At 72.1% G+C, this 22,376-nt stretch carries 23 protein-coding genes; 18 read left to right on the forward strand and 5 right to left on the reverse strand.

Going from position 1 to position 22,376, the window contains the following annotated elements; translation table 11 throughout:
* Positions 1–6: 6 nt before the first annotated feature.
* The gene (locus tag AB5J73_RS22435) at positions 7–2,322 is read left to right on the forward strand and encodes a [protein-PII] uridylyltransferase (RefSeq protein ID WP_370971913.1); all 2,316 of its coding nucleotides are present in this window, start codon (positions 7–9) and stop codon (positions 2,320–2,322) included.
* Here AB5J73_RS22435 and AB5J73_RS22440 read toward each other — a convergent pair.
* The 3 genes from AB5J73_RS22440 to AB5J73_RS22450 form a co-directional block, all read right to left on the reverse strand.
* Positions 2,319–3,623 carry a diguanylate cyclase gene (locus AB5J73_RS22440; protein ID WP_370971915.1) on the reverse strand — a complete coding sequence of 435 codons (1,305 nt, stop codon included), beginning with the start codon at positions 3,621–3,623 and terminating at the stop codon, positions 2,319–2,321. The genes AB5J73_RS22435 and AB5J73_RS22440 overlap by 4 nt on opposite strands.
* 546 nt (positions 3,624–4,169) lie before the next feature.
* Complete coding sequence (locus AB5J73_RS22445) at positions 4,170–4,916, reverse strand: SDR family NAD(P)-dependent oxidoreductase (RefSeq protein WP_370971917.1); 747 nt, start codon at positions 4,914–4,916, stop codon at positions 4,170–4,172.
* A 23-nt stretch (positions 4,917–4,939) separates the two neighbouring features.
* Positions 4,940–5,524 (reverse strand): TetR/AcrR family transcriptional regulator, encoded by a 585-nt coding sequence (locus tag AB5J73_RS22450; RefSeq protein WP_370971919.1) that lies wholly within the window; start codon positions 5,522–5,524, stop codon positions 4,940–4,942.
* A 121-nt stretch (positions 5,525–5,645) separates the two neighbouring features.
* On the opposite strand from AB5J73_RS22450, the gene AB5J73_RS22455 reads away from it, so the two are divergent.
* Both AB5J73_RS22455 and AB5J73_RS22460 read left to right on the forward strand, forming a co-directional pair.
* Positions 5,646–6,008, forward strand: a complete 363-nt coding sequence (locus tag AB5J73_RS22455; protein ID WP_370971921.1) for a hypothetical protein — start codon at positions 5,646–5,648, stop codon at positions 6,006–6,008.
* A gap of 52 nt (positions 6,009–6,060) precedes the next feature.
* Positions 6,061–6,924, forward strand: coding sequence for a Ku protein (locus AB5J73_RS22460; protein ID WP_370971923.1), 864 nt, complete (start codon positions 6,061–6,063; stop codon positions 6,922–6,924).
* A 274-nt stretch (positions 6,925–7,198) separates the two neighbouring features.
* On the opposite strand, the gene AB5J73_RS22465 is transcribed toward AB5J73_RS22460, so the two are convergent.
* Together AB5J73_RS22465 and AB5J73_RS22470 are read right to left on the reverse strand one after the other, a co-directional pair.
* Positions 7,199–7,663, reverse strand: a complete 465-nt coding sequence (locus tag AB5J73_RS22465; RefSeq protein WP_370971925.1) for a MarR family winged helix-turn-helix transcriptional regulator — start codon at positions 7,661–7,663, stop codon at positions 7,199–7,201.
* Positions 7,664–7,672: 9 nt separating this feature from the next.
* Positions 7,673–9,451, reverse strand: a complete 1,779-nt coding sequence (locus tag AB5J73_RS22470; protein ID WP_370971927.1) for an ABC transporter ATP-binding protein — start codon at positions 9,449–9,451, stop codon at positions 7,673–7,675.
* Positions 9,452–9,634: 183 nt separating this feature from the next.
* Here AB5J73_RS22470 and ffh point away from each other — a divergent pair, with 183 nt between their 5' ends.
* The 15 genes from ffh to dprA all read left to right on the forward strand — a co-directional run bounded on the left by ffh (position 9,635) and on the right by dprA (position 22,361).
* Positions 9,635–11,206: a signal recognition particle protein gene (ffh, locus tag AB5J73_RS22475; protein ID WP_370971929.1), complete on the forward strand. Its 1,572-nt coding sequence runs from the start codon at positions 9,635–9,637 to the stop codon at positions 11,204–11,206.
* The gene (locus AB5J73_RS22480) at positions 11,203–12,279 is read left to right on the forward strand and encodes an amidohydrolase family protein (protein WP_370971931.1); all 1,077 of its coding nucleotides are present in this window, start codon (positions 11,203–11,205) and stop codon (positions 12,277–12,279) included. Before ffh ends, AB5J73_RS22480 begins: the two co-directional genes overlap by 4 nt.
* A 45-nt stretch (positions 12,280–12,324) precedes the next feature.
* Positions 12,325–13,050 carry a lysostaphin resistance A-like protein gene (locus tag AB5J73_RS22485; RefSeq protein ID WP_370971933.1) on the forward strand — a complete coding sequence of 242 codons (726 nt, stop codon included), beginning with the start codon at positions 12,325–12,327 and terminating at the stop codon, positions 13,048–13,050.
* A 100-nt stretch (positions 13,051–13,150) separates the two neighbouring features.
* Positions 13,151–13,945, forward strand: coding sequence for a lysostaphin resistance A-like protein (locus AB5J73_RS22490; RefSeq protein ID WP_370971934.1), 795 nt, complete (start codon positions 13,151–13,153; stop codon positions 13,943–13,945).
* Positions 13,946–14,116: 171 nt separating this feature from the next.
* On the forward strand, positions 14,117–14,560 hold the full coding sequence (gene rpsP, locus AB5J73_RS22495; protein WP_370971936.1) for a 30S ribosomal protein S16: 444 nt from the start codon (positions 14,117–14,119) through the stop codon (positions 14,558–14,560).
* On the forward strand, positions 14,557–14,796 hold the full coding sequence (locus tag AB5J73_RS22500; RefSeq protein WP_003103110.1) for an RNA-binding protein: 240 nt from the start codon (positions 14,557–14,559) through the stop codon (positions 14,794–14,796). The genes rpsP and AB5J73_RS22500 overlap by 4 nt, the downstream gene beginning before the upstream one ends.
* 21 nt (positions 14,797–14,817) lie before the next feature.
* Positions 14,818–15,330: a ribosome maturation factor RimM gene (gene rimM, locus AB5J73_RS22505; protein ID WP_370971938.1), complete on the forward strand. Its 513-nt coding sequence runs from the start codon at positions 14,818–14,820 to the stop codon at positions 15,328–15,330.
* Position 15,331: 1 nt separating this feature from the next.
* Positions 15,332–16,078 (forward strand): tRNA (guanosine(37)-N1)-methyltransferase TrmD, encoded by a 747-nt coding sequence (gene trmD, locus AB5J73_RS22510; protein ID WP_370971939.1) that lies wholly within the window; start codon positions 15,332–15,334, stop codon positions 16,076–16,078.
* Positions 16,079–16,244: 166 nt separating this feature from the next.
* Positions 16,245–16,613: a 50S ribosomal protein L19 gene (gene rplS / locus AB5J73_RS22515; protein ID WP_086855881.1), complete on the forward strand. Its 369-nt coding sequence runs from the start codon at positions 16,245–16,247 to the stop codon at positions 16,611–16,613.
* 31 nt (positions 16,614–16,644) lie between these two features.
* Positions 16,645–17,571, forward strand: coding sequence for a signal peptidase I (gene lepB, locus AB5J73_RS22520; protein WP_370971941.1), 927 nt, complete (start codon positions 16,645–16,647; stop codon positions 17,569–17,571).
* 78 nt (positions 17,572–17,649) lie between these two features.
* Entirely contained in the window at positions 17,650–18,492 is an 843-nt protein-coding gene (locus AB5J73_RS22525) for a ribonuclease HII (RefSeq protein WP_370973284.1), read from the forward strand.
* Complete coding sequence (locus AB5J73_RS22530; RefSeq protein WP_003096226.1) at positions 18,489–18,812, forward strand: DUF2469 domain-containing protein; 324 nt, start codon at positions 18,489–18,491, stop codon at positions 18,810–18,812. Before AB5J73_RS22525 ends, AB5J73_RS22530 begins: the two co-directional genes overlap by 4 nt.
* A 521-nt stretch (positions 18,813–19,333) precedes the next feature.
* On the forward strand, positions 19,334–19,711 hold the full coding sequence (locus AB5J73_RS22535; protein ID WP_370971943.1) for a YraN family protein: 378 nt from the start codon (positions 19,334–19,336) through the stop codon (positions 19,709–19,711).
* Positions 19,711–21,222, forward strand: a complete 1,512-nt coding sequence (locus AB5J73_RS22540) for a YifB family Mg chelatase-like AAA ATPase (protein WP_370971945.1) — start codon at positions 19,711–19,713, stop codon at positions 21,220–21,222. Before AB5J73_RS22535 ends, AB5J73_RS22540 begins: the two co-directional genes overlap by 1 nt.
* On the forward strand, positions 21,219–22,361 hold the full coding sequence (dprA, locus tag AB5J73_RS22545) for a DNA-processing protein DprA (protein ID WP_370971947.1): 1,143 nt from the start codon (positions 21,219–21,221) through the stop codon (positions 22,359–22,361). Before AB5J73_RS22540 ends, dprA begins: the two co-directional genes overlap by 4 nt.
* The last annotated feature ends 15 nt before the right edge of the window (positions 22,362–22,376 follow it).

Below are 22,376 nucleotides of genomic sequence, written 5' to 3' on the forward strand. Positions count from 1 at the left end.
ACGGGGATGGCCGACGGGGGCGAACTGGTCAAGGCCACCGAGCGCTTGCTCGAGGGCAGGCACGGGAGGCTGGGGGCGTCCGCACTGCGGGCGGCCCTGGTCGACCTCTACGAGTTCTGGCTGGGCAGGGGAGCCTCGGCGGCCGGCGTCGACACCGCGGAACCGGGTGTCGCGCTGGTCGCCGTGGGCGGGCTCGGCCGCCGGGAGCTGGTGCCGTTCTCCGATCTCGACCTGCTGCTGGTGCACAACGGCAACAGCGGCGTCGGCGAGATCGCGGACGCGCTCTGGTATCCCTTGTGGGACGCGAAAGTCGGGCTCGACCACTCGGTCCGCACGCCCGGCGAAGCGCTGAAGGTCGCTTCGGAGGACCTTCGCGTGGCCATGGGCCTGCTGGACGCACGGCACCTCGCGGGCGACGCCGAGCTGAGCGGGCGGCTGCTTTCGGCGGCGCGCGAGCAGTGGCGCCGCACCGCGCGCAAGCAGCTCCCGGACATGACGGCGTCGGTCCGGCAGCGCTGGACCCGCAGCGGCGAGATCGCGCAGTCCGCCGAACCCGACCTGAAGCACGGGCGGGGCGGGCTGCGGGACTTCGCCGTCCTGGAAGCCCTCGCCGCGGCGCAGCTGACGGCGCGTCCGGGCGAAGAACTCCTGGAGGCCAAGGAACTCCTGCTCGACGTCCGCACCGAGCTGCGGCGGGAGATCCGGCGCGAACGGGACGTGCTGGCCGCGCCGGAGGCCGAGCTGGTCGCCGCCGAACTCGGCTTCGGCGACCGGTTCACGCTGGCGCGCAAGCTGTCCGGCGCGGGCCGCACCATCGCGTACGCGCTGGACGTGGCTCTGCGGTCCACTGTGGACCCGCCGAAGACGCGGTTCGGGCGCCGTCCTTCGCGGACGCCGCTCGCGGAAAACGTGGTGCTGCACGGGAACGAGGTCGCGCTGGCCCGCGACGCCGTCCCGGCGAAGGACCCGGCGCTGCTGCTGCGGGTCGCCGCGGCGTCGGCGCGCACCGGGAAGCCGATCGCGCTCGGCACGCTCAAGGCACTGGCGGAAACGGCGCCGGAACTGCGCGCGCCGTGGCCGTCGGAGGCGCTGAACGCGCTGGTCGAACTGCTGGGCGCGGGGGAGGGCCTGGTCGACGCGGTCGAGTCGCTCGACCGGACCGGCCTGTGGTCCCGGCTGTTCCCCGAGTGGGGCGCGGTCCGCGACCTGCCGCCGCGCTCGCCGGTGCACCAGTGGACGGTCGACCGCCACCTGGTGCGCACCTGCGTCGAGGCGGCCAAGCTGACCACCACGGTGCCGCGGCCGGACCTGCTGCTGATCGGCGCGCTGCTGCACGACATCGGCAAGGGCCGCGACGCCGACCACTCGGAACTGGGCGCGAAGATCTCCGCCCAGGTCGCGACCCGGCTCGGCCTCACCCCGGCCGATGTCGCGACGGTGTCGGCGATGGTCCGCCACCACCTCCTGCTGCCGCACACGGCGACCCGGCGCGACATCAGCGAGCCGGCCACCGTGGCGCGGGTGGTGAAGACGCTGGACAGCGACCTGGTGCTGGTCGAGCTCCTGCACGCGCTGACCCAGGCCGATTCGCTGGCCACCGGTCCGGGCGTCTGGACGGACTGGAAGGCTCGCCTGCTCGCCGAACTGGTCTCCGGCTGCGAAGAAGTGCTGCGCGGCAAGGGGTTCACCGCCCCGGAGCCGATGGACGCCGAACAACGCGAGCTCGTCGCGGCGGCGGTGGCCTCGGGAACCGGCGAGATCCGGATCAGCTCCCACGGCAAGGTCGTGACGGTCCTGCTGGCGGTCCCGGCCCGCGCGGAGCTGCTGGCCCCGGCGGCGGGCGTGCTGGCGCTGAATTCACTGGAGGTTCACTCGGCGGTCCTGCGCGGCCACGACGGCGGCCGCGCGGGCGTGTTCACGGCGTCCCCGAAGTTCGGCTCCCTGCCGGACGCGACGCTGCTGCGCGAGCAGTTCGCCAGGGCGGTCGCGGGCACACTGCCCCTGACCCAGCGCCTGGCGGCGAAGGAACGCGACTACGGCTCCCCGGCGGCGGCGTCGGTGGCCCCGAAGGTCCTGTGGTTCGACGACGAGACGACGGGCCCGGACACGGTGGTCCTGGAACTGCGCGCGGCCGACCGCATCGGCTTGCTGTTCCGGGTGGCGGGCGCGTTGCGGAGGTGCGACGCGGAGGTCCGCTGGGCCAAGGCATCGACCCTGGGCGGCGCGGTGGTCGACTCGTTCGCGGTCACCCCCCGCAGCGGCCGCATCGAACCGGGCTGGCGCCGAGAGGTGGAGCAAGCCGTCCTGGCGGCGGCTTCCTAAGCCGGCGCCGTGCCGTCGACCACCTGGTTGCGGCCCGCGTCCTTGGCCCGGTAGAGGGCCTTGTCCGCGGCCTGCAGCAGGCGGTCGACGGCCGTGCCGCCGTCCGGGTACGTCGCCACGCCGATCGATGCCGAGAGGTCGCCGATCACCCGGGACGCGGCGCCGTCGAAGTACTCGACCTTCAGCGTCTCGATCGCCGACCGGATGCGCTCGGCCACCGCCAGGACCGCGGCCGGGCCGATGTCCGGGAGGAGGACCACGAACTCCTCGCCGCCGAAGCGGCCGACCGAGTCGTAGTCGCGGACCGCGGACTTGATCGTCGCGGCGACCGCGCGCAGCACCGCGTCGCCCGCCAGGTGGCCGTGCTCGTCGTTGATCAGCTTGAAGTGGTCGAGGTCGATCATCAGCACGCCGAACGTGCTCCGTTTGTTGCGCTGGGCGCGCGCGAGTTCGCGTGAAGCCAGCAGGTGCCAGCCGGTCGTGTTGAACAGGCCGGTCTTCTCGTCCGTCGTCGCCGCGATCTCCAGCTGCTTGATCAGCACTGCCCGGTGCAGCACCAGCAGCGGCGGCACGATCGCGACGGCGAGCGCGGGCAGCGTCGCCAGCGTCAGCGCCGTGAGCAGGCCCAGGCAGAGCGTCGCGACCTCGAGGAGGTTGTCGCCGAGCCCGCCGAAGAACGCCTTCACCGAGCGCGTCGTGATGGTCAGCGCCGGCAGGATGGTGATCGCCGAGACCAGGAAGTACGCCGCCGCGGCGAGCGCGATGGCCGTGACGCCCCGCCAGCCCGACGTCAGCGCCGTGTACATGTCCGGGACGCCGAGACGGTGCAGCACGACCTCGGCCGCGTAGCAGGTGATGACGACCAGCGTCGCGTTCAGCGTGGTCCGGAACGGCGGGACGCGCTTGATCCGCGCGAGGCTGCGCGTCGCCAGGTGCGTGTACAGGATGGCGATCAGCGCGGTGACCAGCGCGGGCGGCAGGAGCAGCACGCCGGCGAACGTCCAGACCGACGTCAGGTTGATGTGCGGGGTGTCCGACACCAGCCGCCGGACGCGCTCGACCTGCCGGCCCAGCTCCGCCTGCAGCACACCGAGCCCGGCGAGCACCCCGAAGACGGCCAGGTCCCACGCCCGCACGGGCACCACGGCGGCCGTCCGGACGGTCGCCACGAGCGCCACGGACTCGACGAGGAAGCAGTAGAAGACGAGCGATCGGCGCTGCCGCCAGAGCGTCCAGCGAGCAGGGTTCAGCGCCCCTCGGATCCGGGCCGCGTGGCGTTCGGCCGGACGGGCGCCGTCCATACTCAAGGCGGTCCAACTCCCCTGGGTGAGCCGACGATCCGCGTCCACCCCACCACACCGGGCGGCCGCGATCGACGATTGCCACACGATCGGAGCAGCGAAGGGAGGCCGCCGCCGTGCGCAACCGCGAATCCTGAGCCCCGGTGTCCGATTTTCGCTGTGGACCTTCGAAGGGAGGCCGTCGTGCGCAACCGCGAATCCTGAGCCGCCGCAGCCCCAGCCGTACGCCCGGAAGGAGCAGCGCCGTGCGCAACCGCGAGTCCTGAACCGCAGTCAACCCCGTCGCCGCGCTTGAGAGGAGCCGTGCCGTGCGCAACCGCGAGTCGTGACCCCGAGCCCGCCCGTCAGCACGCCCGGAAGGAGGGCCTCGTGCGCAACCGCGAGTCCTGAACCGCAGCCGTCCCCAGCCGCGCCGCCCGGAAGGAGAGCCCCGTGCGCAACCGCGAGTCCTGACCCCACCGCACCCCGTACCGCCCGGCACGAGAAGGGAACGTCACCATGCGCAACCGTGAGTCCTGAAGGAGCCGCGGGCCCGGGTGGGGCCGCTCAGGCGGTCGCGCCGCCGTCGACCACCAGGTCGTGCCCCACGGTGAAGGCCGCTTCGTCCGAAGCCAGCCACAGCACCGCGGCCGCCACCTCGGCGGTGGCACCCACCCGGCCCAGCGGGATCGCGCCCTTCAGCCGCTCGGCGCGGTCGGCGTCGGTTTCGCCGGGGCGCAGCGACATCCCGGTGTCGGTCGCGCCCGGGCTCACCGCGTTGATGCGGACCCCCTCGGCGATGTGGTCGCGCGCCGCCGTGCGGGTCAGCGCGCTCACCGCGGCCTTCGACGCCGCGTAGGCCGCCATGTTCGGCAGCCGCCCGTGCGCGCCGATGTTCGACGAGATGTTGACGATCGCGCCGCCGCCGTGCGCCCGCATGTGCGCGACCTCGTGCTTCAGGCACAGCCACGTCCCGGTGACGTTCGTGTCCAGCACCGCGCCGAACCCGTCCTCGTCGAGGTCCGCGGCCGGCGCCGGCGACCCGAGGATGCCCGCGTTGTTGACCGCGACGTGCAGCCCGCCGTGCCGCGCGATGACCGTCCCGACCAGTCGCGCCACGTCCGCCGAGTCCGTGACGTCCACGGTCACGGCGCCCCCGTCGATCTCCTTCGCCGCGGCCGCCAGCCGCTGCTCGTCGCGCCCGGCGACGACCACCGTCGCGCCTTCGGCCGCGAACGCCCGCGCCGTCTCCTGCCCGATGCCCGAGCCGCCGCCCGTCACCAGGACGACCTTGCCCGTGAACCGTGCCCCCATGGTGTGCCTTCTTTCTGGTCCGATCAGTCTTGAATGAGTCGCATCGCCTGCGAAACGGCCGCGTCCAGCCGGCGTGCCGCGTCCGCGCCCTTGCCCAGGACGCGCAGGCCCTGGAGCACGGTGAGCAGGAAGCGCGCCAGTGCCGCCGGCTCGCCGCCGCCGGTGAGTTCGCCCTGCGCCTTGGCGCGTTCCAGCGCCATCGTCAGCGCGACTTCGAGGGTGTCCCAGCTGCGTTCCACCAGCCGGGCGACCTCGGGGTCGTGGGGGAGCAGCTCGATCGCCGCGTTGACGACGAAGCAGCCCATTTTCGTTTCGTCGCCGAGGATTTCCGCCAGGTAGCCGTCGAACAGCCGTCGCACGGCCGCCACGCCCGAGCCCGGGCTCGACAGCTCGGCCAGTACCCTCGCGTCGGCCCGCTCCGCGTAGCGCTTCAGTGCTGTCACGTAGAAGTCGTGCTTCGAGCCGAAGGTGGCGTACAGGCTGGCTTTGGCGACGCCGACGTGCGTGACGAGGTCGCTGACCGACGTCGCCTCGTACCCCTGCCGCCGGAAGAGCGTGAGCGCGGCGTCGCAAGCTTCGTCGACGTCGAACTCCTTGACCCGGGACATGATCAAAACCCTAGCTGTATCTAGAACGATTGGTCAAATAAGTGGACGGCGGTGTGTCGCGTCCGGTGGCGGGGTGCGCGGTGGCACTATGGCGGCTCGGACCGGCCCGAGGGGGTGCGCGATGCAGGATCGGCTGACACTGCCGCCGACCGTCGTCGCCTCCCACCTGCGGTCGTGCGCCGAGGAGCTCGCCACGGGCCTGCGCTGCGGCGGCCCGGGCGCGACGACCGCCGAGCTCACCGACGTCGTCGCTCAGCTCGTCGCCGGCCAGGAAGCGATTTCGCACGCGCTCGCCGGTCTCGCCGCCCGCGTCGAAGCCGGGTCCGCCGCGCTCGCCGCGGCGCCACCGCTGGACGTCGAGGTGGTCACCGAGGTGCTCCGCGCGGCCGCCATCGCGTCCCGCTGTTCGGCCGAAGCGCTCGACGAAGTCACGCCGTCGTTCGAATGTGTGAGCGAATCCGTCGCGCCTGACACCCGTTTGTAGCTGTCGGGCCGCGGGACCGCCTGGCTAGCCTGGGACCTGCGGAGGTGCGCGCATGCGGGCGGTCTGGACGGGCACGATCGGGTTCGGGAGCTACGCCGTTCCGGTGAAGGCGTACAGCGCGACGGAAGAGCGCGAGATCCCGCTGCACCAGGTCCACGAAACCGACGGCGGCCGCGTCCGGGTCAAGCGCGTGTGCGAGGTCGACGGCGAAGAGGTGCCGCCGGCCGAGATGGTCCGCGGCTACCCCGTCCCGGGCGGCGACGTCGTCCTGCTGTCCGACCACGAACTCGCGTCGCTCCCGATGCCCGCCCGCACGATCGCCATCCGCGGCTTCGCCCCGCTCGCCGACGTCGACCCGATCTGGTTCGCGCGCAGCTACTACCTCGAACCCGAACCGGCGGGCACGAAGCCGTACGTGCTGTTCAGCGAGGCGCTCCAGCAGTCGGGACGGGTCGCGCTGGTGACGGTCGCGCTCCGTCGCCGCGAGACGCTCGGCGCGCTGCGCGTGCGCGACCAGGTGATCGTGCTCGAAACCATGCTGTGGCCGGGCGAAGTGCGCGAGCCCGACTTCCCGTTCCGCCACGCCGACGTCGACATCCGGCCCGGCGAGCTGCGCCGCGCGGTGAGCCTCATCGAGGAGCTGACCGGCGAGTTCGACCCCGGTCGAGTACCCGACCGTTACCGTGAGGCGCTCCAAGCGTTGATCCAGGCGAAGATCGACGGCGCCGAGGTCGTCCAGCCGACGGCCGCCGAGCAGGCGGACGGCGTCACCCGCCTGCTGGCGGCGCTGCAGGAGACCGCCGCGGACGCTCGTCCCGCGGCCGTCGTGAAGGCCAAGGCCGCTGCGGCCAGGGCGGCGAAGGCGCGCACGACGGCGAAGCGAGCCGCCGGCCGCGGGCGCGCGAAGACGTCTTGAGTATTACTACCCACGGGTAATTGAGGGTTCTCACACTCAACCCGCCGCCCCGGGCGCGGCAGACTCCTTCCTGTCAGCGGATACCGGATCGCTGACAGGGGGGAATCCGGACGGCCCCTGGGGAGGTGAGCCGTCCGGGGACCAGGGTTCCGGAGCGGGCCGATGGAGGAGCGGCCCGTTTCCGGAACCCGTGTTCCGCACCGCGGGGAGGCGGCGCGGACGGAGGGGAGCTTGAAGCCGCCGTGGAGGGATCGAGGGGTCTCCGCGGCGGCCTTCAGGCGTCCGCCACCCGCACCAGCAGATCGGCCGCCAGCTTGAGCAGCTGCCGCTCGGTCGGCGACAACGTCGACTCCAGCGCCGCCGCCAGCCACCGTTCCCGCTGCACGCTGTACTCCCGCAGCACCGCCAGCCCCGCCGGGGTGATGCTGATCAGCGAGCGGCGCCCGTCCTCCGGATCGGCCGTCCGGGTGACCAGCTCGCGCTCCGACACCCACGCGAGGATCCGCGTCAGCGACTGCGGCTGCAGCCGTTCCGCCTCGGCCAGCTCGGTCGGCGTGTGCGTGCCCGCCCGGTAGAGCCGGCTCAGCACCGCGAGCACCGCCGGGCCGGGGCCGCTCGGGTCGCGCTCGGCGCGCATCCGCCAGTTGAGCCGCCCGACGCCCTCGCGGACCCGCCAGGCCAGGTCGGCTAGCTCGGCGTCGGCGCTCACGCGCGAAGCGGTGTCGGGGTCCGGGTGCATGGCCCCAGGTTAGGCGGTTCCCCGCACGAGCCGGGCATACCGCCCGTTGCGCGCCAGCAGCTCCGCGTGCGTCCCGCGTTCGGCGATCCGGCCCTCGTGCAGCACCACGATCTGGTCCGCGTGCTCCACAGTGGACAGCCGGTGCGCGATGGTCAGCGTCGTGCGCCCCGCGGCGAGCCGGTCGAGCTCGGCCTGGACCGAGCGTTCCGTGCGGGTGTCGAGCGCGCTGGTCGCTTCGTCGAGGATGAGCACCGGCGGGTTGCGCAGCAGGATCCGGGCGATCGCCATCCGCTGCTTCTCCCCGCCGGAGAACCGGTAGCCGCGCTGGCCGACGACGGTGTCGTACCCCTCCGGCAGGCCGGCGAGGGTGTCGTGGATGTGCGCGGCCATCGCCGCCAGCTCGATCTCCTCGTCGGTCGCGTCCGGTTTCGCGAAGCGCAGGTTCTCGCGCACGGTGTCGTGGAAGAGGTAGGTCTCCTGCGACACCAGCCCGACGCCCGCGGCGAGCGAGGCCAGCGTGACGTCGCGGACGTCGGTGCCGTCGATCCGCACCGACCCGGACTCCACCTCGTACAGCCGCGCCACCAGGTAGGCGAGCGTCGTCTTGCCCGAACCGGTCGAGCCGACCAGCGCCGTCGTGGTCCCGGCGGGGACGTCGAGGTCGATCTCGTGCAGCGTCAGCGGCCCGTCTTCGCCGTAGCGGAACGACACCCCGCGCATCGAGACGTCCCCGCGCCGCACGACCAGTTCCCGGGCCCCCGGCTTGTCGGCGATCTCCACCGGCAGGTCGAGCACCTCGAAGATGCGGCCGAACAGCGCCTTCGACGTCGCCACGTTCTGGCCGATCGTCTGCATCGCGGTCGCCGGGGCGACCAGCCGGTTGAGCATGCTGGTGAACGCCACGACGGTGCCGAGCGAGAACGGCGTCGCGCCGCCGGCCAGCGCGAGCCCGGCGATCCAGTAGACCAGCGCGGGGATGACGGTCAGGCTCATCCCGCGGGAGGCGACCTGCCAGCGCCCGGCGAGCGCGGCGGCGCGTTCGAGCGCCGCGATCTCCCGCGACTCGGCGCCGAACCGCTCGCGCACCGCCCGCTCGTTGCCCATCGTCTTGGCGAGCAGCACGCCGGTGACCGACAGCGACTCCTCGACCATCGTCGTCAGCCGGGCCATCCGCCGGGTCCGGCCACGGGCCAGCGTCCGCCGCCGCTTGCCCAGCCGCAGCGTGAACAGCAGGAACAGCGGGACGACGATCAGCGACAGCCCGGCCAGCTGCCAGTCCAGCGCGATCAGCGCCACGGTGATCGCGATCGTGGTGGTCGCGTTCTGCACCACCGAGCCGGCGGTCGTGGTGATGACGTTGTCGACGCCGCCGATGTCGTTGAACACCCGCGAGAGCACTTCGCCGCTCTTCGTCCGCGTGAAGAAGCCGAGCGACATCCGCTGCAGGTGGCCGTAGACCGAGACGCGCAGCTCGTTCATGACGCGCTGCCCGATCGTGTTCGACAGCCCGGTGGTGGCGACGCCGAGGGAGCCGCTGCCGACCGCGCAGGCGATCATCCCCGCCGCCAGGAGGCTGATCAGGAGCGTGTCGCGGTGCGGCAGGGCGTCGTCGAGGATCTCGCGCAGCAGGAACGGCGAGACGACGCCGAGGCCGGCCTGCACCACGATCAGCGCGAACAGCGCGGTGAGCGGCGCGCGGTGCGGGCGGAACAGCCCGGCGATCCGCCGCAGCGGGACCGGCTCGTCGGCGTCGGAGTCCGGTTCGCGGAGGACGGGAGCGAAAGTCATACACGTATGTTTACTGAACTCTGGCTGTGATTCCAGTCTTTTTCCGGTAGTCGCTGAGATGTTAGTACGCGTATGCGTAGTACGTGCGCGTACCCGCGAAGAGAACGAGCCGGAGCGACTACCCTCGAAGGGGCCGGCCTCGTCCGGCGCGCCACTCTCGACCCAGCTGGAGCGTGCACACCCGTGTTCGACACCCTCTCCGATCGGCTCACCGCCGCCCTGCAGACGCTCACGCGCAAGGGCAGGCTGTCCGACGCCGACATCGACGCCACCGCGCGCGAGATCCGCATCGCGCTGCTGGAGGCCGACGTCGCCCTCGGCGTGGTCAAGACCTTCATCGCGAAGATCAAGGAGCGGGCGAAGGGCGCCGAGGTCTCGCAGGCGCTCAACCCCGCGCAGCAGGTCGTCAAGATCGTCAACGAGGAGCTCGTCGCGATCCTCGGCGGCGAGACGCGCCGGCTCAACCTGGCCAAGACGCCGCCGACCGTGATCATGCTGGCGGGCCTGCAGGGTGCCGGTAAGACGACCCTCGCCGGCAAGCTCGCGCTGTGGCTGAAGAAGCAGGGCCACGCGCCGATGCTGGTCGCCTGCGACCTCCAGCGCCCGAACGCCGTCACGCAGCTGCAGGTCGTCGGCGAGCGCGCCGGGGTCACAGTCTTCGCGCCACATCCGGGCGCGACAGCGACCGGTGCATCAGCACAGCCCGGCAACGGTGTCGGCGACCCGGTCGACGTCGCCCGCCGCGCCATCGCCGAGGCCAAGCACGCGCAGCACGACGTCGTCGTGGTCGACACCGCGGGCCGCCTGGGCGTCGACGAAGAGCTGATGAAGCAGGCCGCGGACATCCGCGACGCGGTCGAGCCGGACGAGGTCCTGTTCGTCGTCGACGCGATGATCGGCCAGGACGCCGTGACCACGGCCGAGGCGTTCCGCGACGGCGTCGGCTTCAGCGGCGTCGTGCTCACCAAGCTCGACGGCGACGCCCGCGGTGGTGCCGCGCTGAGCGTCCGCGAGGTCACCGGCCAGCCGATCCTCTTCGCCTCGAACGGCGAGAAGCTCGAGGACTTCGACACCTTCCACCCGGACCGGATGGCGTCGCGCATCCTCGGCATGGGTGACGTCCTGACCCTGATCGAGCAGGCCGAGCAGGCCTTCGACCAGAACCAGGCCGAGAAGGCCGCGGCGAAGCTGTCCAGCGGCCAGCTCACCCTCGAGGACTTCCTCGAGCAGATGCTCGCGGTCCGCAAGATGGGCCCGATCGGCAACCTGCTCGGCATGCTCCCGGGCGCCGGTCAGATGAAGGACCAGCTCGCCCAGGTCGACGACAAGCACCTGGACAAGCTGCAGGCGATCATCCGGGGCATGACCCCGGCCGAGCGCGACGACCCCAAGATGATCAACGGCTCGCGCCGGCTGCGCATCGCCAACGGCTCCGGCGTCACCGTCCGTGAGGTCAACGACCTGGTCAACCGGTTCTTCGAGGCTCGCAAGATGATGGCGCAGATGGCCGGCCGGTTCGGCTTCGGCGGCGGGGGCGGCAGCTCGAAGCGCAAGGGCAAGAAGGGCAAGAAGGGCGGGCGCGGCCCGACCCAGCCCAAGGTCCGCGGCGGCTTCCCCGGCGGCATGCCGATGCTGCCCCCGGGCGGGCAGATGCCGGGCGGCATGCCCGACCTGTCGCAGCTGGGCGGCATGAACGACGTCCCGGGCTTCGACCCGTCGAAGTTCAAGCTGCCGAAGAACCCCAAGGACAATTGAGCACCGCGCTGCACGCCGCCGGGGTGGTCCTGCCCGGCGGCGAGTCCCGCGAACTCTGGATCACCGGCGGCCGGATCTCGTTCGAGCCGGTACCGGACGCCGAGTCGCTGGGCCGGGACGTCTTCCTCGTGCCAGGGCTGGTCGACGCGCACTGCCACCCCGGCATCGGCGTCGGCGGGCCGGTCTCGCTCGAAGAGGCGACCGAGCAGGCCCTGCAGGACCGTGCGGCGGGCACGCTGCTCATCCGCGACTGCGGGCTGCCGATCGACGTCCGGCCCCTGCAGCGGCGCGCCGACCTGCCGACGATCATCCGCGCCGGGCAGCACCTCGCGCTGACCAAGCGGTACATCCCCGGCCTGGGCATCGAGCTGGACGACCCCGCGCAGCTGCCCGGCGCGGTCGCCGAGCAGGCGCGGGACGGCGACGGCTGGGTCAAGCTCGTCGGCGACTGGATCGACCGCGGCGTCGGCGACCTCGCGCCGCTGTGGCCGGACGACGTCCTCGCCGAAGCCGTCGAGGTGGCGCACGAGCACGGCGCCCGCGTCACCGCGCACGTGTTCGGCGAAGCGGCGCTGCCCGGGCTGATCGCGTCGGGCATCGACTGCCTCGAACACGGCACCGGCCTGAGCGCCGACCAGCTCGCCGAGCTGGCGCGCCACGACGTCGCCCTGGTGCCGACGCTCATCAACATCGACAACTTCCCGGGCATCGCGGACAAGGCGGGCAAGTACCCGGTGTACGCGGACCACATGCGGGCGCTGCACGCCGGCGTCGGCGAGATGGTCGCGACGGCGATCGAAGCGGGCGTACGCGTCTTCGCGGGCAGTGACGCCGGCGGCATGGTCGAGCACGGCAGGCTCGTCGACGAGATCGAGGCGCTGCACCGCGCGGGCATGACCCGCGAGCAGGCGCTCGCGAGCGCGTCCTGGGCGGCCCGCGACTGGCTCGGCCACCCCGGCATCGCCGACGGCGCCCCGGCCGACCTGCTCGTCTACCCGAGCGATCCGCGCGACGACCTGGGCGTCCTGCGGCATCCCTCGCACGTCGTGCTCGGCGGCGTCGTCTACGCGTAGACCCCGCTGTTTTCCTTGCGGGGTCGGCACTTTAGCGTGGGGAGCGTGACGGACGACGACGGCGCACGGCGCGTACTGGGAGCGCACTGGTGTTTCGTGGCGTTCATCGCGGGGATCGCGGGCTACTACCTCATCAACCTGATCATCGCCGCGGCGGTGAACCGCAACGTCGGCGAGTTCGACCCCCTCGAGCTGCACGACATCGGCCCGCTCCTGCTCCTCGCCTTCGTGCCCAACCTCCTGCTCGGCCTCGGCCCGGCGGTCGGCTCGTGGCGGTGGGGCCAGGGGCTGCGCGCCGACTTCGGGCTCAAACCGACCTGGCGCGACGTCCGCATCGGCCTGGCCTGCGGGGTGCTCGCGCTGGTCGTCGGCTACGGGCTCAACCTGGTGCTGATCGCGGTCTACGGCGCCGACGACGCCTCCGACAGCCCGCTGACCGACCTCGCCGACACCTTCGACGGCGACACCGTGTGGCTGGTGCTGGCCGCGGTGATCGTCATCGCCGGCGCCCCGATCACCGAAGAACTGCTGGTCCGCGGCACGCTCTGGAACGCGCTGGCCTTCCACAAAGTCCCGCCGTGGGTGGTGCTCCTGCTGACGTCGGTGGTGTTCGCCCAGCTCCACGGCGAGCCGACCCGTACGCTCGCGCTGATCGGCCAGGGCATCGCGATCGGGCTCGCCCGGCACCTGTCGGGCCGGGTCAGCGCCGGCGTGATCGCCCACGCCGCCAACAACCTCCCGCCCGCCGTGCTGCTGTTCGTCGCGCACTGAACGTTGCGAACATCGATGGACAGTAGTCGGACGGATACTGTGTGATCACCTCCCGGCGGCTAGGCTCGAGGCAGGAGCCGAGCGACGCGGAGGGCAAGGCGTGACCACTTCCCAGCCCCGGGACCCGGCTGCCGACGCCACGCCCCTGCCCGAACCGGACGAGCCCGTCTTCCTGCCGGCCGCGCCGCGGCACCGGTGGGGGTTCGGTGCCTTCCTGCTCGTCGAAGCCGTCCTGCTGGCCACCGCCGCGTTCGTGTCCGTGCTGGTCGGGGACACCGGGCCGGGTCCGCTGCCGATGCGTGTCGTCCTGCTCGGCACCATGCTGCCGACGATGATCGCCGCGGGTGTCGCGGTGCTGATCACGTACGTGCGCGGGAACGGGCCCGTCGCCGACTTCAAGATCGAGTGGCGCTGGGCCGACGTGAAGACCGGCTTCCGGTACGGCTGCGTCGGGCTCGTCTTCACCACGATCGCCGCCTACCTCTGGACGCGGCTGGTCGGCGACGCCAACGCGACGTCGGCGATCAGCGCGCTGGTCGAGGACCGCCGGATGTCGGTCTCGGCGGCCGTCGTGATGTTCGTCTACCTCTGGCTGCTCGGCCCGATCTGCGAGGAGATCATCTACCGCGGCCTGCTGTGGGGCGCGGCCGAGCAACTGCAGTGGCGCAGCGAGCGCTGGGGCCGCGTCGCCGCCTTCCTGCTGTCCACGGCGGTGTTCGCGGCGAGCCACCTCGAGCCGCTGCGGACGACGTTGCTGCTGGTCATCGCGGTTCCGATCGGCCTGGCGCGGCTGGTCACCGGACGGCTGCCCGCCAGCATCGTCGCGCACCAGGTCAACAACTTCCTCCCGGCGCTCACCATCCTGCTCGGCGCGCTCGGCGTGGCCTCTTTCTGAGCCTCTTTCCGGGGCCGCGGCAGCCGTCTGGCAGAATGGGTCACTGCCTGCTTCCGCCGGACCCTCTCACCGTGCGAAAGCTCCTGACCTTCGGGTGCCCGCGTCCGTGTCCCCACTCGGCCCGCGTGCGCCCAGCCCAGCACCAGAGAGATTCGAGGAGAACCCACACCCGTGGCCGTCAAGATCAAGCTGCAGCGCCTCGGCAAGATCCGTGCGCCGTACTACCGCATCATCGTCGCCGACGCGCGCACCCGCCGGGACGGCAAGGCCATCGAGACGATCGGCAAGTACCACCCGAAGGAAGAGCCGAGCCTGATCGAGGTCGTCTCCGAGCGCGCCCAGTACTGGCTGGGTGTCGGCGCGCAGCCGACCGAGCCGGTCCAGCGCCTGCTGGAGATCACCGGTGACTGGCAGAAGTTCAAGGGCCTGCCGGGCGCCGAGGGCACCCTGAAGGTGGCCGAGCCGAAGCCGTCGAAGCAGGACCTGTTCAACGCGGCCCTGGCCGCCGCCGGCGAGGAGCCCTCCACCGAGGCCACCACGCCGAAGAAGAAGTCGACCCCGAAGAAGGCCGAGGCCGAGAAGGCCGAAGCCACCGAGGGTGAGAAGGCCGAGTGAGCTTTCTGGCTGACTCCCTCGAGCACCTGGTGCGCGGGATCGTCGACAACCCGGACGAGGTCCGGGTCGAGCTGCTGACCACTCGCCGTGGCCGGACGCTCGAGGTGCACGTGCACCCCGACGACCTCGGCAAGGTGATCGGCCGGGGTGGTCGCACGGCGACCGCCCTGCGCACCGTCATGGGCGGCATCGGTGGCCGCGGCGTCCGCGTCGACGTCGTCGACACCGACCGCTGAGCCTTTTCGGAAACGGTCAGGATGGACGTCGTAGTCGGCCGCATCGCCAAGGCGCACGGAATCCGCGGGGAACTCGCGGTGGACGTGCGCACGGACTCGCCGGACGAGCGGTTCCGCGTCGGTGCGGCCGTGACGACGAAGCTGCGTGACGGCAGCAAAAGGGAACTCACCATCGCAGCCGCCCGCGAACACAGCGGGCGGCTGCTGGTGCGTTTCGAGGAGGTCCTGACCCGCGACGTCGCCGAGACGCTGCGGGGCGCCCTCCTGCTCGCCGACACCGACACGCTGCCGCCCACCACCGACCCGGACGAGTTCTACGACCACGAGCTGGCCGGCCTGCGGGCCGAGCTGACCGACGGCACGGTCGTCGGCAAGGTCGTCGAGGTCGTCCACTCGCCCGCGGGCGAGCTGCTGGAAATCGACGTCGAGGGCCGCGAGGTGCTGGTGCCCTTCGTCCGCGCGATCGTCCCCACCGTGGACGTCGCCGGCGGCCGGGTCGTGCTCGACCCGCCGGAAGGGCTCCTGGACGCCTGAAATGCGGATCGACGTCGTCACGATCTTCCCCGAATACCTCGACCCGCTGCGCGCCGCGCTGCTGGGCCGGGCGATCGACCGCGGCCTCATCGAGGTCGGCGTGCACGACCTGCGCGACTGGACCCACGACGTGCACCGCGCGGTCGACGACGCCCCGTACGGCGGCGGTCCCGGCATGGTCATGAAGCCGCAGATCTGGGGCCCGGCGCTGGACGACGTCTGCCGTCCGGAGACGCGGCTGGTCGTGCCGACGCCGGCGGGCCGGCCGTTCACCCAGGACCTGGCGCACGAGTACGCCTCGGAAAAGCACCTGGTGTTCGCCTGCGGCCGGTACGAGGGCATCGACCAGCGCGTCGTCGACGACGCGGCCCGCCGGATGCCGGTCGACGAGGTGTCGATCGGCGACTACGTCCTGGTCGGCGGCGAGGCGGCGGTGCTGGTCATCGTCGAGGCCGTCGTCCGGCTGCTGCCCGGGGTGCTCGGCAACGCGCGTTCGGCCGCCGAGGACTCGTTCTCCGACGGCCTCCTCGAAGGGCCCAGCTACACGCGCCCCGAGGTGTGGCGGGAGCTGGCCGTGCCGGACGTGCTGCGCTCCGGGAACCACGCGCTGATCGACCGCTGGCGGCGCGACCAGGCGCTCGAGCGCACCGCCCGGCGCCGCCCCGATCTCCTGGCGGCGCTGCCGGAAGGTAGTCTCGACAAGCACGATCGCGGGGTCCTCCAGGGCTTGGACCCCGAGCAGGCCTAGGGCCGGTTGCTCGACCGGTGCCGGCGTCTGCGATACTTGACAGGTTGGCGTGAGTGGACCTCGTCGTCCGCGAGCCCGCCAGCAGCCCCCCGGGTCGCCCGCAGCGGCACCGTTGCGCGCCTGGGGACGTGTACGCAAGCCATACGAAGACGAGGACGGACCACCGATGAACACCCTGGACGCGCTGGACAAGCAGTCGCTGCGTTCCGACATCCCGGACTTCCGCCCGGGCGACACGCTCAAGGTGCACGTCCGCGTCATCGAGGGCAACCGCGAGCGCAACCAGGTCTTCCAGGGCGTCGTGATCCGCCGTCAGGGCGGCGGCATCCGGGAGACCTTCACCGTCCGCAAGGTCTCCTTCGGCGTCGGCGTGGAGCGCACCTTCCCGGTGCACTCGCCGAACATCGCCGAGGTCGAGGTGCACAAGCGCGGTGACGTGCGGCGCGCGAAGCTCTACTACCTGCGCGACCTCCGCGGCAAGAAGGCCAAGATCAAGGAGCGCCGCGAGAACCGCGAGACGGCCTCGGCTAACTGAGTCACAACCCGGTTACCGGTAGCCTGACGACGTGGCCGAACCCGTGTCCCAGAACGCTCCCGAGGATGACCCCGATCGCTCCGAAGAGGACAAGCCGCGGCTGTCCCGTTCCGAGGAGCGCGGGGGATCCCGCCGGCGGCGAGCCAAGCCCGCCAAGAAACGGTCGTTCTGGAAGGAACTGCCGATCCTGCTCGTGATTGCCTTGGTGCTCACGATCCTGATCCAGACATTCCTCGCGAAAGTCTTCATGATCCCTTCGGGGTCCATGGAGGCCACGCTGCACGGGTGTCCCGGCTGCCACGGTGACCGGATCCTCGTCGACCGCGTCACCTACGACTTCACCGAGCCCGCCCCGGGTGACGTGATCGTGTTCAAGGGCCCGCCGGCCTGGATCAACAACGAGATCGCGCCGCAGGAATCCGGCAACATCGTCGTCCGCGCGATCCAGGGGCTCGGCTCGCTGGTCGGGTTCGCCCCGCCGGACGAGCGCGACTTCGTCAAGCGGGTGATCGCGGTCGGCGGCCAGACCGTCCAGTGCTGCGACTCGCAGGGCCGGATGGTCGTGGACGGCAAGTCGCTCGACGAGCCGTACATCCACTGGGAAGACCCGTCGGTCCAGGAGCAGAAGACCTTCGAGCCGGTCAAGGTGCCGGCCGGGATGGTCTGGGTCCAGGGCGACAACCGCAACAACTCCGACGACTCCCGGTTCCAGGGCGGCGGCGGCGTGAACGGCGCGGTTCCCGTGGACAACATCATCGGCAAGGCGCGGATCATCGTCCTCCCGCCGAGCCGCTGGGGCGGGATCAGCGACCACAACCCGCAGGAGTCGGCGCAGCCGGTGGCGCTCGGCGCGCCGGCGTGGCAGAGCGGGCTCCCGCTCGGCGCCGGGATCGCGGCGGCCTGGCCGACGCTGTTCCTCGGGCGCAAGCTGAAGTCCGGACTGCGCCGGAAACGCTAACCACCCCCGACGGGTGATCCAGCCTTGACTCTTCCCGTTCCCCTCACCGCGGCCGAGCCGATCCGGCCACCGCGGGCCGTGGTGCGCGGCGACCTCTTCTGGGGTCTGCAGGGCGCGCTCGACCGCCGTGGCCTCGGCCCGGTCGCCGGTGTGGACGAAGCCGGCGCCGGGGCGTGCGCGGGGCCGCTGGTGGTCGCGGCTTGCGTGCTCAAGCAGGGCGACGCGGCGAAGCTGACCGAGCTGACCGACTCCAAGCTGATGACGGCGAAGGCGCGCGACCGGGTCTACGACCTGGTCCTCGCCCGGGCCGTCGACTATTCGGTGATCGTCATCCCGACGGCGGAGGTCGACCTATACGGCATCCGGGTGATGAACCTCGAGGGCATGCGCCGGGCCGCGTCGGCGTTGCGCGTGCACCCCGGCTACATCCTCACCGACGGCTTCCGCGTCCCGGGCCTGACCGCCCCGAACACGGCGGTGATCAAGGGCGACCGCTCGGTGGCCTGCATCGCGGCCGCGTCGGTGCTGGCGAAGGTGACGCGGGACCGCATCATGGCGGGCTATCACGACGACCTGCCGCACTACGGTTTCGACGTGCACAAGGGTTACAGCACGTCGGACCATTTGGCGGCCCTGCGCGAACACGGCCCCAGCGACGTCCACCGCTGGTCTTACACGAACGTGGCCACGGTGGCGGTCAAGCACGGCGTGCGCCCCACCAGGCCGGTCCTGCTGACGTACGCGGCCCTGGAGAAAGCCATGGAGGCCGGCACGACGGCGACCTTGTCCGCGGCTCTCGACGAAGCACTCGAGCCACAACTCAGCCTGCCGCTGCATGCCCCGGCCGCGGGTGTGGGTCACAATGAACGCTCCGCCGGCGGAGCAGCAGCACGATCCCGAGGAGGGGCGCGGATTTCATGAGCGCAGAGGATCTCGAGAAGTACGAGACCGAGATGGAGCTCTCGCTGTACCGCGAGTACCGCGACATAGTGGGTCAGTTCTCGTACGTGGTGGAGACCGAGCGGCGGTTCTACCTGGCCAACGCAGTGGACGTCCAGGTCCGCGACGGCGGCGGCGAGGTGTACTTCGAGGTCCGCATGTCGGACGCCTGGGTCTGGGACATGTACCGCCCGGCCCGCTTCGTCAAGCACGTCCGGGTCATCACGTTCAAGGACGTCAACGTGGAGGAGCTCGACAAACCCGACCTACGCCTCCCGGAAGACGGCCCGTTCTCGGGCTGACCCCGCTCTCGAAGGAACCGCGCCGCCTCACCTCCCCGGGTGAGCCGGCGCGGTTTCTTTTCGTACGCCCTCGGCTTCCCCCGATGCGAGCAGGTCTTTCGGCTGGCGTGACAGCCGCGGTTCGCGCCGGAGACCCGTCCTGCCGACGCGGCTCTTCGTCCCACTTCGCTGGCTCGCAGCCCGCTGAGCTGCCACTTCTCATGCCGGTCACCTCGGAGCTTCCGATCGCTGGCACGCAGCGGCCGTGTCCAGGACGGCCCGGCATCAGGTGCGCCGGCTGTCCTGGCTCGCGCCTTCCACCAGCGGCGCCCTCGGCTCGGGCTCCTAGCACACCGCACCGACAATCCGAGCGCCTTCCGCCGCACCCCGGGACCAGTTGTCCACAACACCCCGGTTGTCCACAGGTCCGCGAATCGGCTCTGGTCGAGCTCCTCCGCCCGCTGGCATCGTCGAACGCACACGCACCGTGATCGCCGGGACCACCCCGGTGACCGGCGCGGACCGACGAGGGGGCGAACACGATGACGGGCACCGACGAGCTCGCAAGACACCGCCGCGACCTGGGCGCCTGGGGCGAGGACTTGGCCCTCCGCTACCTGCAGGACCGCGGCCTCGTCCTGCTGGCCCGCAACTGGCGCTGCCGCGAAGGCGAGCTCGACCTGGTCTTCACCGACCGCGCCCGCGTCATCGTCTGCGAGGTGAAAACCCGCTCCGGCACCGAATTCGGCCTCCCGACGGAAACCGTCACGGAGGAGAAAGCCGGCCGCGTCCGCCGGGCCGCTCAGCGCTGGCTGCGCGAGTTCCGCATCGGCTGGTGCCCCGTCCGCTACGACGTCGTCACCATCCTCGCCGAACCGGGCACAAAGCCCCGCCTCCAGCACCTCGAGGCGGCGTTCTGATGCCCATCGCCAAAGCCTGGAGCGTCGCGTTGCTGGGGATCGACGGCCGGGTCATCGAGATCGAAGCCGACCTCGGCGGCGGCCTCAGCCGCATCACCCTGGTCGGCCTGCCCGACGCCGGGCTGCGCGAAGCGAAGGACCGCGTCCGGTCGGCCGTCCGCAACTCCGGGCAGCCGTGGCCTGAGGGCAAGGTGACGCTCGGCCTGTCCCCGGCGAACCTGCCGAAGGTCGGCTCGGCCTACGACCTCGGCATCGCCGCCGCGGTGCTCGCCGCGACCGGCTCGGTCCCGGCGACCCGGCTGCTCGGCACGGTCCTGCTCGGCGAGCTCGCCCTCGACGGCCGCGTCCGCCCGGTCCGCGGCATCCTCCCCGGCCTGCTGGCGGCCCGCGCGGCCGGCTACGAACGCGCCGTCGTCCCGGCGGAGTCCCTCGTGGAGGCCGCGCTGGTCGACGGCATCGAAGTCGCGGGCGCACCGCACTTGCGGGATTTCGTCGCGTGGCTGAAGCGAGAAGGCGAGCTGGCGCACCCGGAGCCACCCGGCCCGGCGGTCCCGCCGGTCGTGCCGGACCTCGCCGACGTCGTCGGACAGCCGGAAGCCCGCTGGGCCTTGGAGGTGGCCGCCGCGGGCGGGCACCACGTCCTGTTCACCGGCCCGCCCGGCGTCGGCAAGACGATGCTGGCGAAACGCCTGCCCGGCCTGCTGCCCCGGCTGTCGCCCGAGGAGTCCCTGGAGGTCACCGCGGTGCACTCGGTCGACGGGTCGCTGTCGAAGTCGTCACCGCTGGTCACCGTGCCGCCGTTCGTGGCCCCGCACCACTCGATCACGGTCGCGGCGCTCATCGGCGGCGGCAGCGGTCTCGCCTCCCCGGGCGCGATCAGCCGCGCCCACCGCGGCGTGCTGTTCCTCGACGAAGTCTGCGAGTTCGGCGGCGAGCGCCTCGAATCACTGCGGACGGTGCTCGAAGAAGGCGAGGTGCGCATCGCGCGCGTCAAAGGCGCGATCACTTACCCGGCGCGGTTCCAGCTCGTGCTGGCGACCAACCCCTGCGCGTGCGCGCCACCGAAGGACACCGACTGCGTCTGCACACCGACGGCCCGCCGCCGCTACCTCAGCCGCCTCTCCGGGCCACTGCTCGACCGCGTCGACCTGTCCGTCCGCCTGCGCCCGCTGAGCGCGCTCAGCGCCCACGACACCGACGCGGCGGAGCCGACGGAGAAAGTCCGTGAGCGCGTGCTCGAGGCTCGCCACCGCGCGGCCGACCGGTGGAAGGAGCAGGGCTGGCGCTCGAACTCCGAGGTACCCGGTCCGGCGTTGCGCCGCGAGTTCGCGCTGCCCCCGGACGCAACGGTCCTCCTGGACCGCGCCATGGACCGTGGTTTCCTGAGTGGCCGCGGCGCCGACCGTTGCCTGCGCATCGCGTGGACCCTGGCCGACCTGGACGGCGAGGACCGCCCCGGCGCCGAACAGGTCGGTGCGGCGCTGGACTTCCGCGAACGGGTGGCGGCATGAGTCCCGACGAGGTGCGCCAGGCCCGCGCCTACCTGCTTCGAGTCGCCGAACCACCGGCACCGGCGCTGGTCGCCTTCGTCGCCGAACACGGGCCGGTCGCGGCTGCCCGGCGAGTCCGTGGCGGCGACTGCCCGGCCGAGGTGCTGAAGGCGACCGAGGCCCGGCGGGAGTACGACCTGGTCGCCCAGGACTTCGCCCGGGCCGCCGAGGCCGGTGCGCGGCTGGTCGTGCCGGAGGACGACGAGTGGCCCGGCTGGCCGCTGCTCGCCGTCGAGCAGGCCGCGCAGCGCGGGGTGACCGAGGCCGTGCCGCCGCTGGCGCTGTGGGTGGCCGGGGAGGTCGCCCTCGGTACCGCCACCGACCGGGCCGTGGCTGTCGTCGGCGCCCGAGCGGCCACCGAGTACGGCGAACACCACGCGGCCGAGCTCGCCTACGGGCTGGCCACCCGGGGCGTACCGGTGTTCTCGGGGGCGGCGTACGGCATCGACGGGGCGGCGCACCGCGGCGCGCTCGCCGCCGGCGGGGTCACCGTGGCGGTGCTCGGCTGCGCCGTCGACGCCGGTTATCCGGCCGGTCACGTCGGCCTGCTCAACCGGATCGTGCGCTCCGGCGGCGCGGTCGTCAGCGAGTACCCGCCCGGCACCCCGCCGGCTCGGCACCGCTTCCTCGTTCGCAACCGGCTCATCGCGGCGCTCACCGAAGGCACCGTCGTGGTCGAGGCCGGGCAACGCAGCGGCGCCCGCAACACCGCGAGCACCGCCGGCGCCTTCGGCAAGATCGTGATGGCGCTGCCGGGGCCGATCTCGTCCGCCATGTCCGTCGGCTGCCACGAGCTGATCCGCGACTCCCGGGCGACGCTGGTTTCGACGATCGACCAGGTCCTCGAGACGGTGGGCCACTTCGGCATCGCCGAGGAAACCGCATCTGATCGCCGAACGCGGTCCACTGACCGGCTCGGGCCCGAAGCGCTGCGCACCTACGAGGCCTTGGCCGTGCGCGCGGACCGGTCCGACGCGGAGATCGCGGTCGAAGCGGGCATTCCGCTGCGGCGCGTGCGGGCCCTGCTGCCGGCCCTGGAGATCGACGGATTCGCCGTCCGCGGGGAAGCGGGGTGGCGACGCCGGAGGGAAAGCGCGTGAACGCCACGAAATCCG

It is taken from the genome of Amycolatopsis sp. cg9, assembly GCF_041346945.1.
Lineage (GTDB): Bacteria > Actinomycetota > Actinomycetes > Mycobacteriales > Pseudonocardiaceae > Amycolatopsis.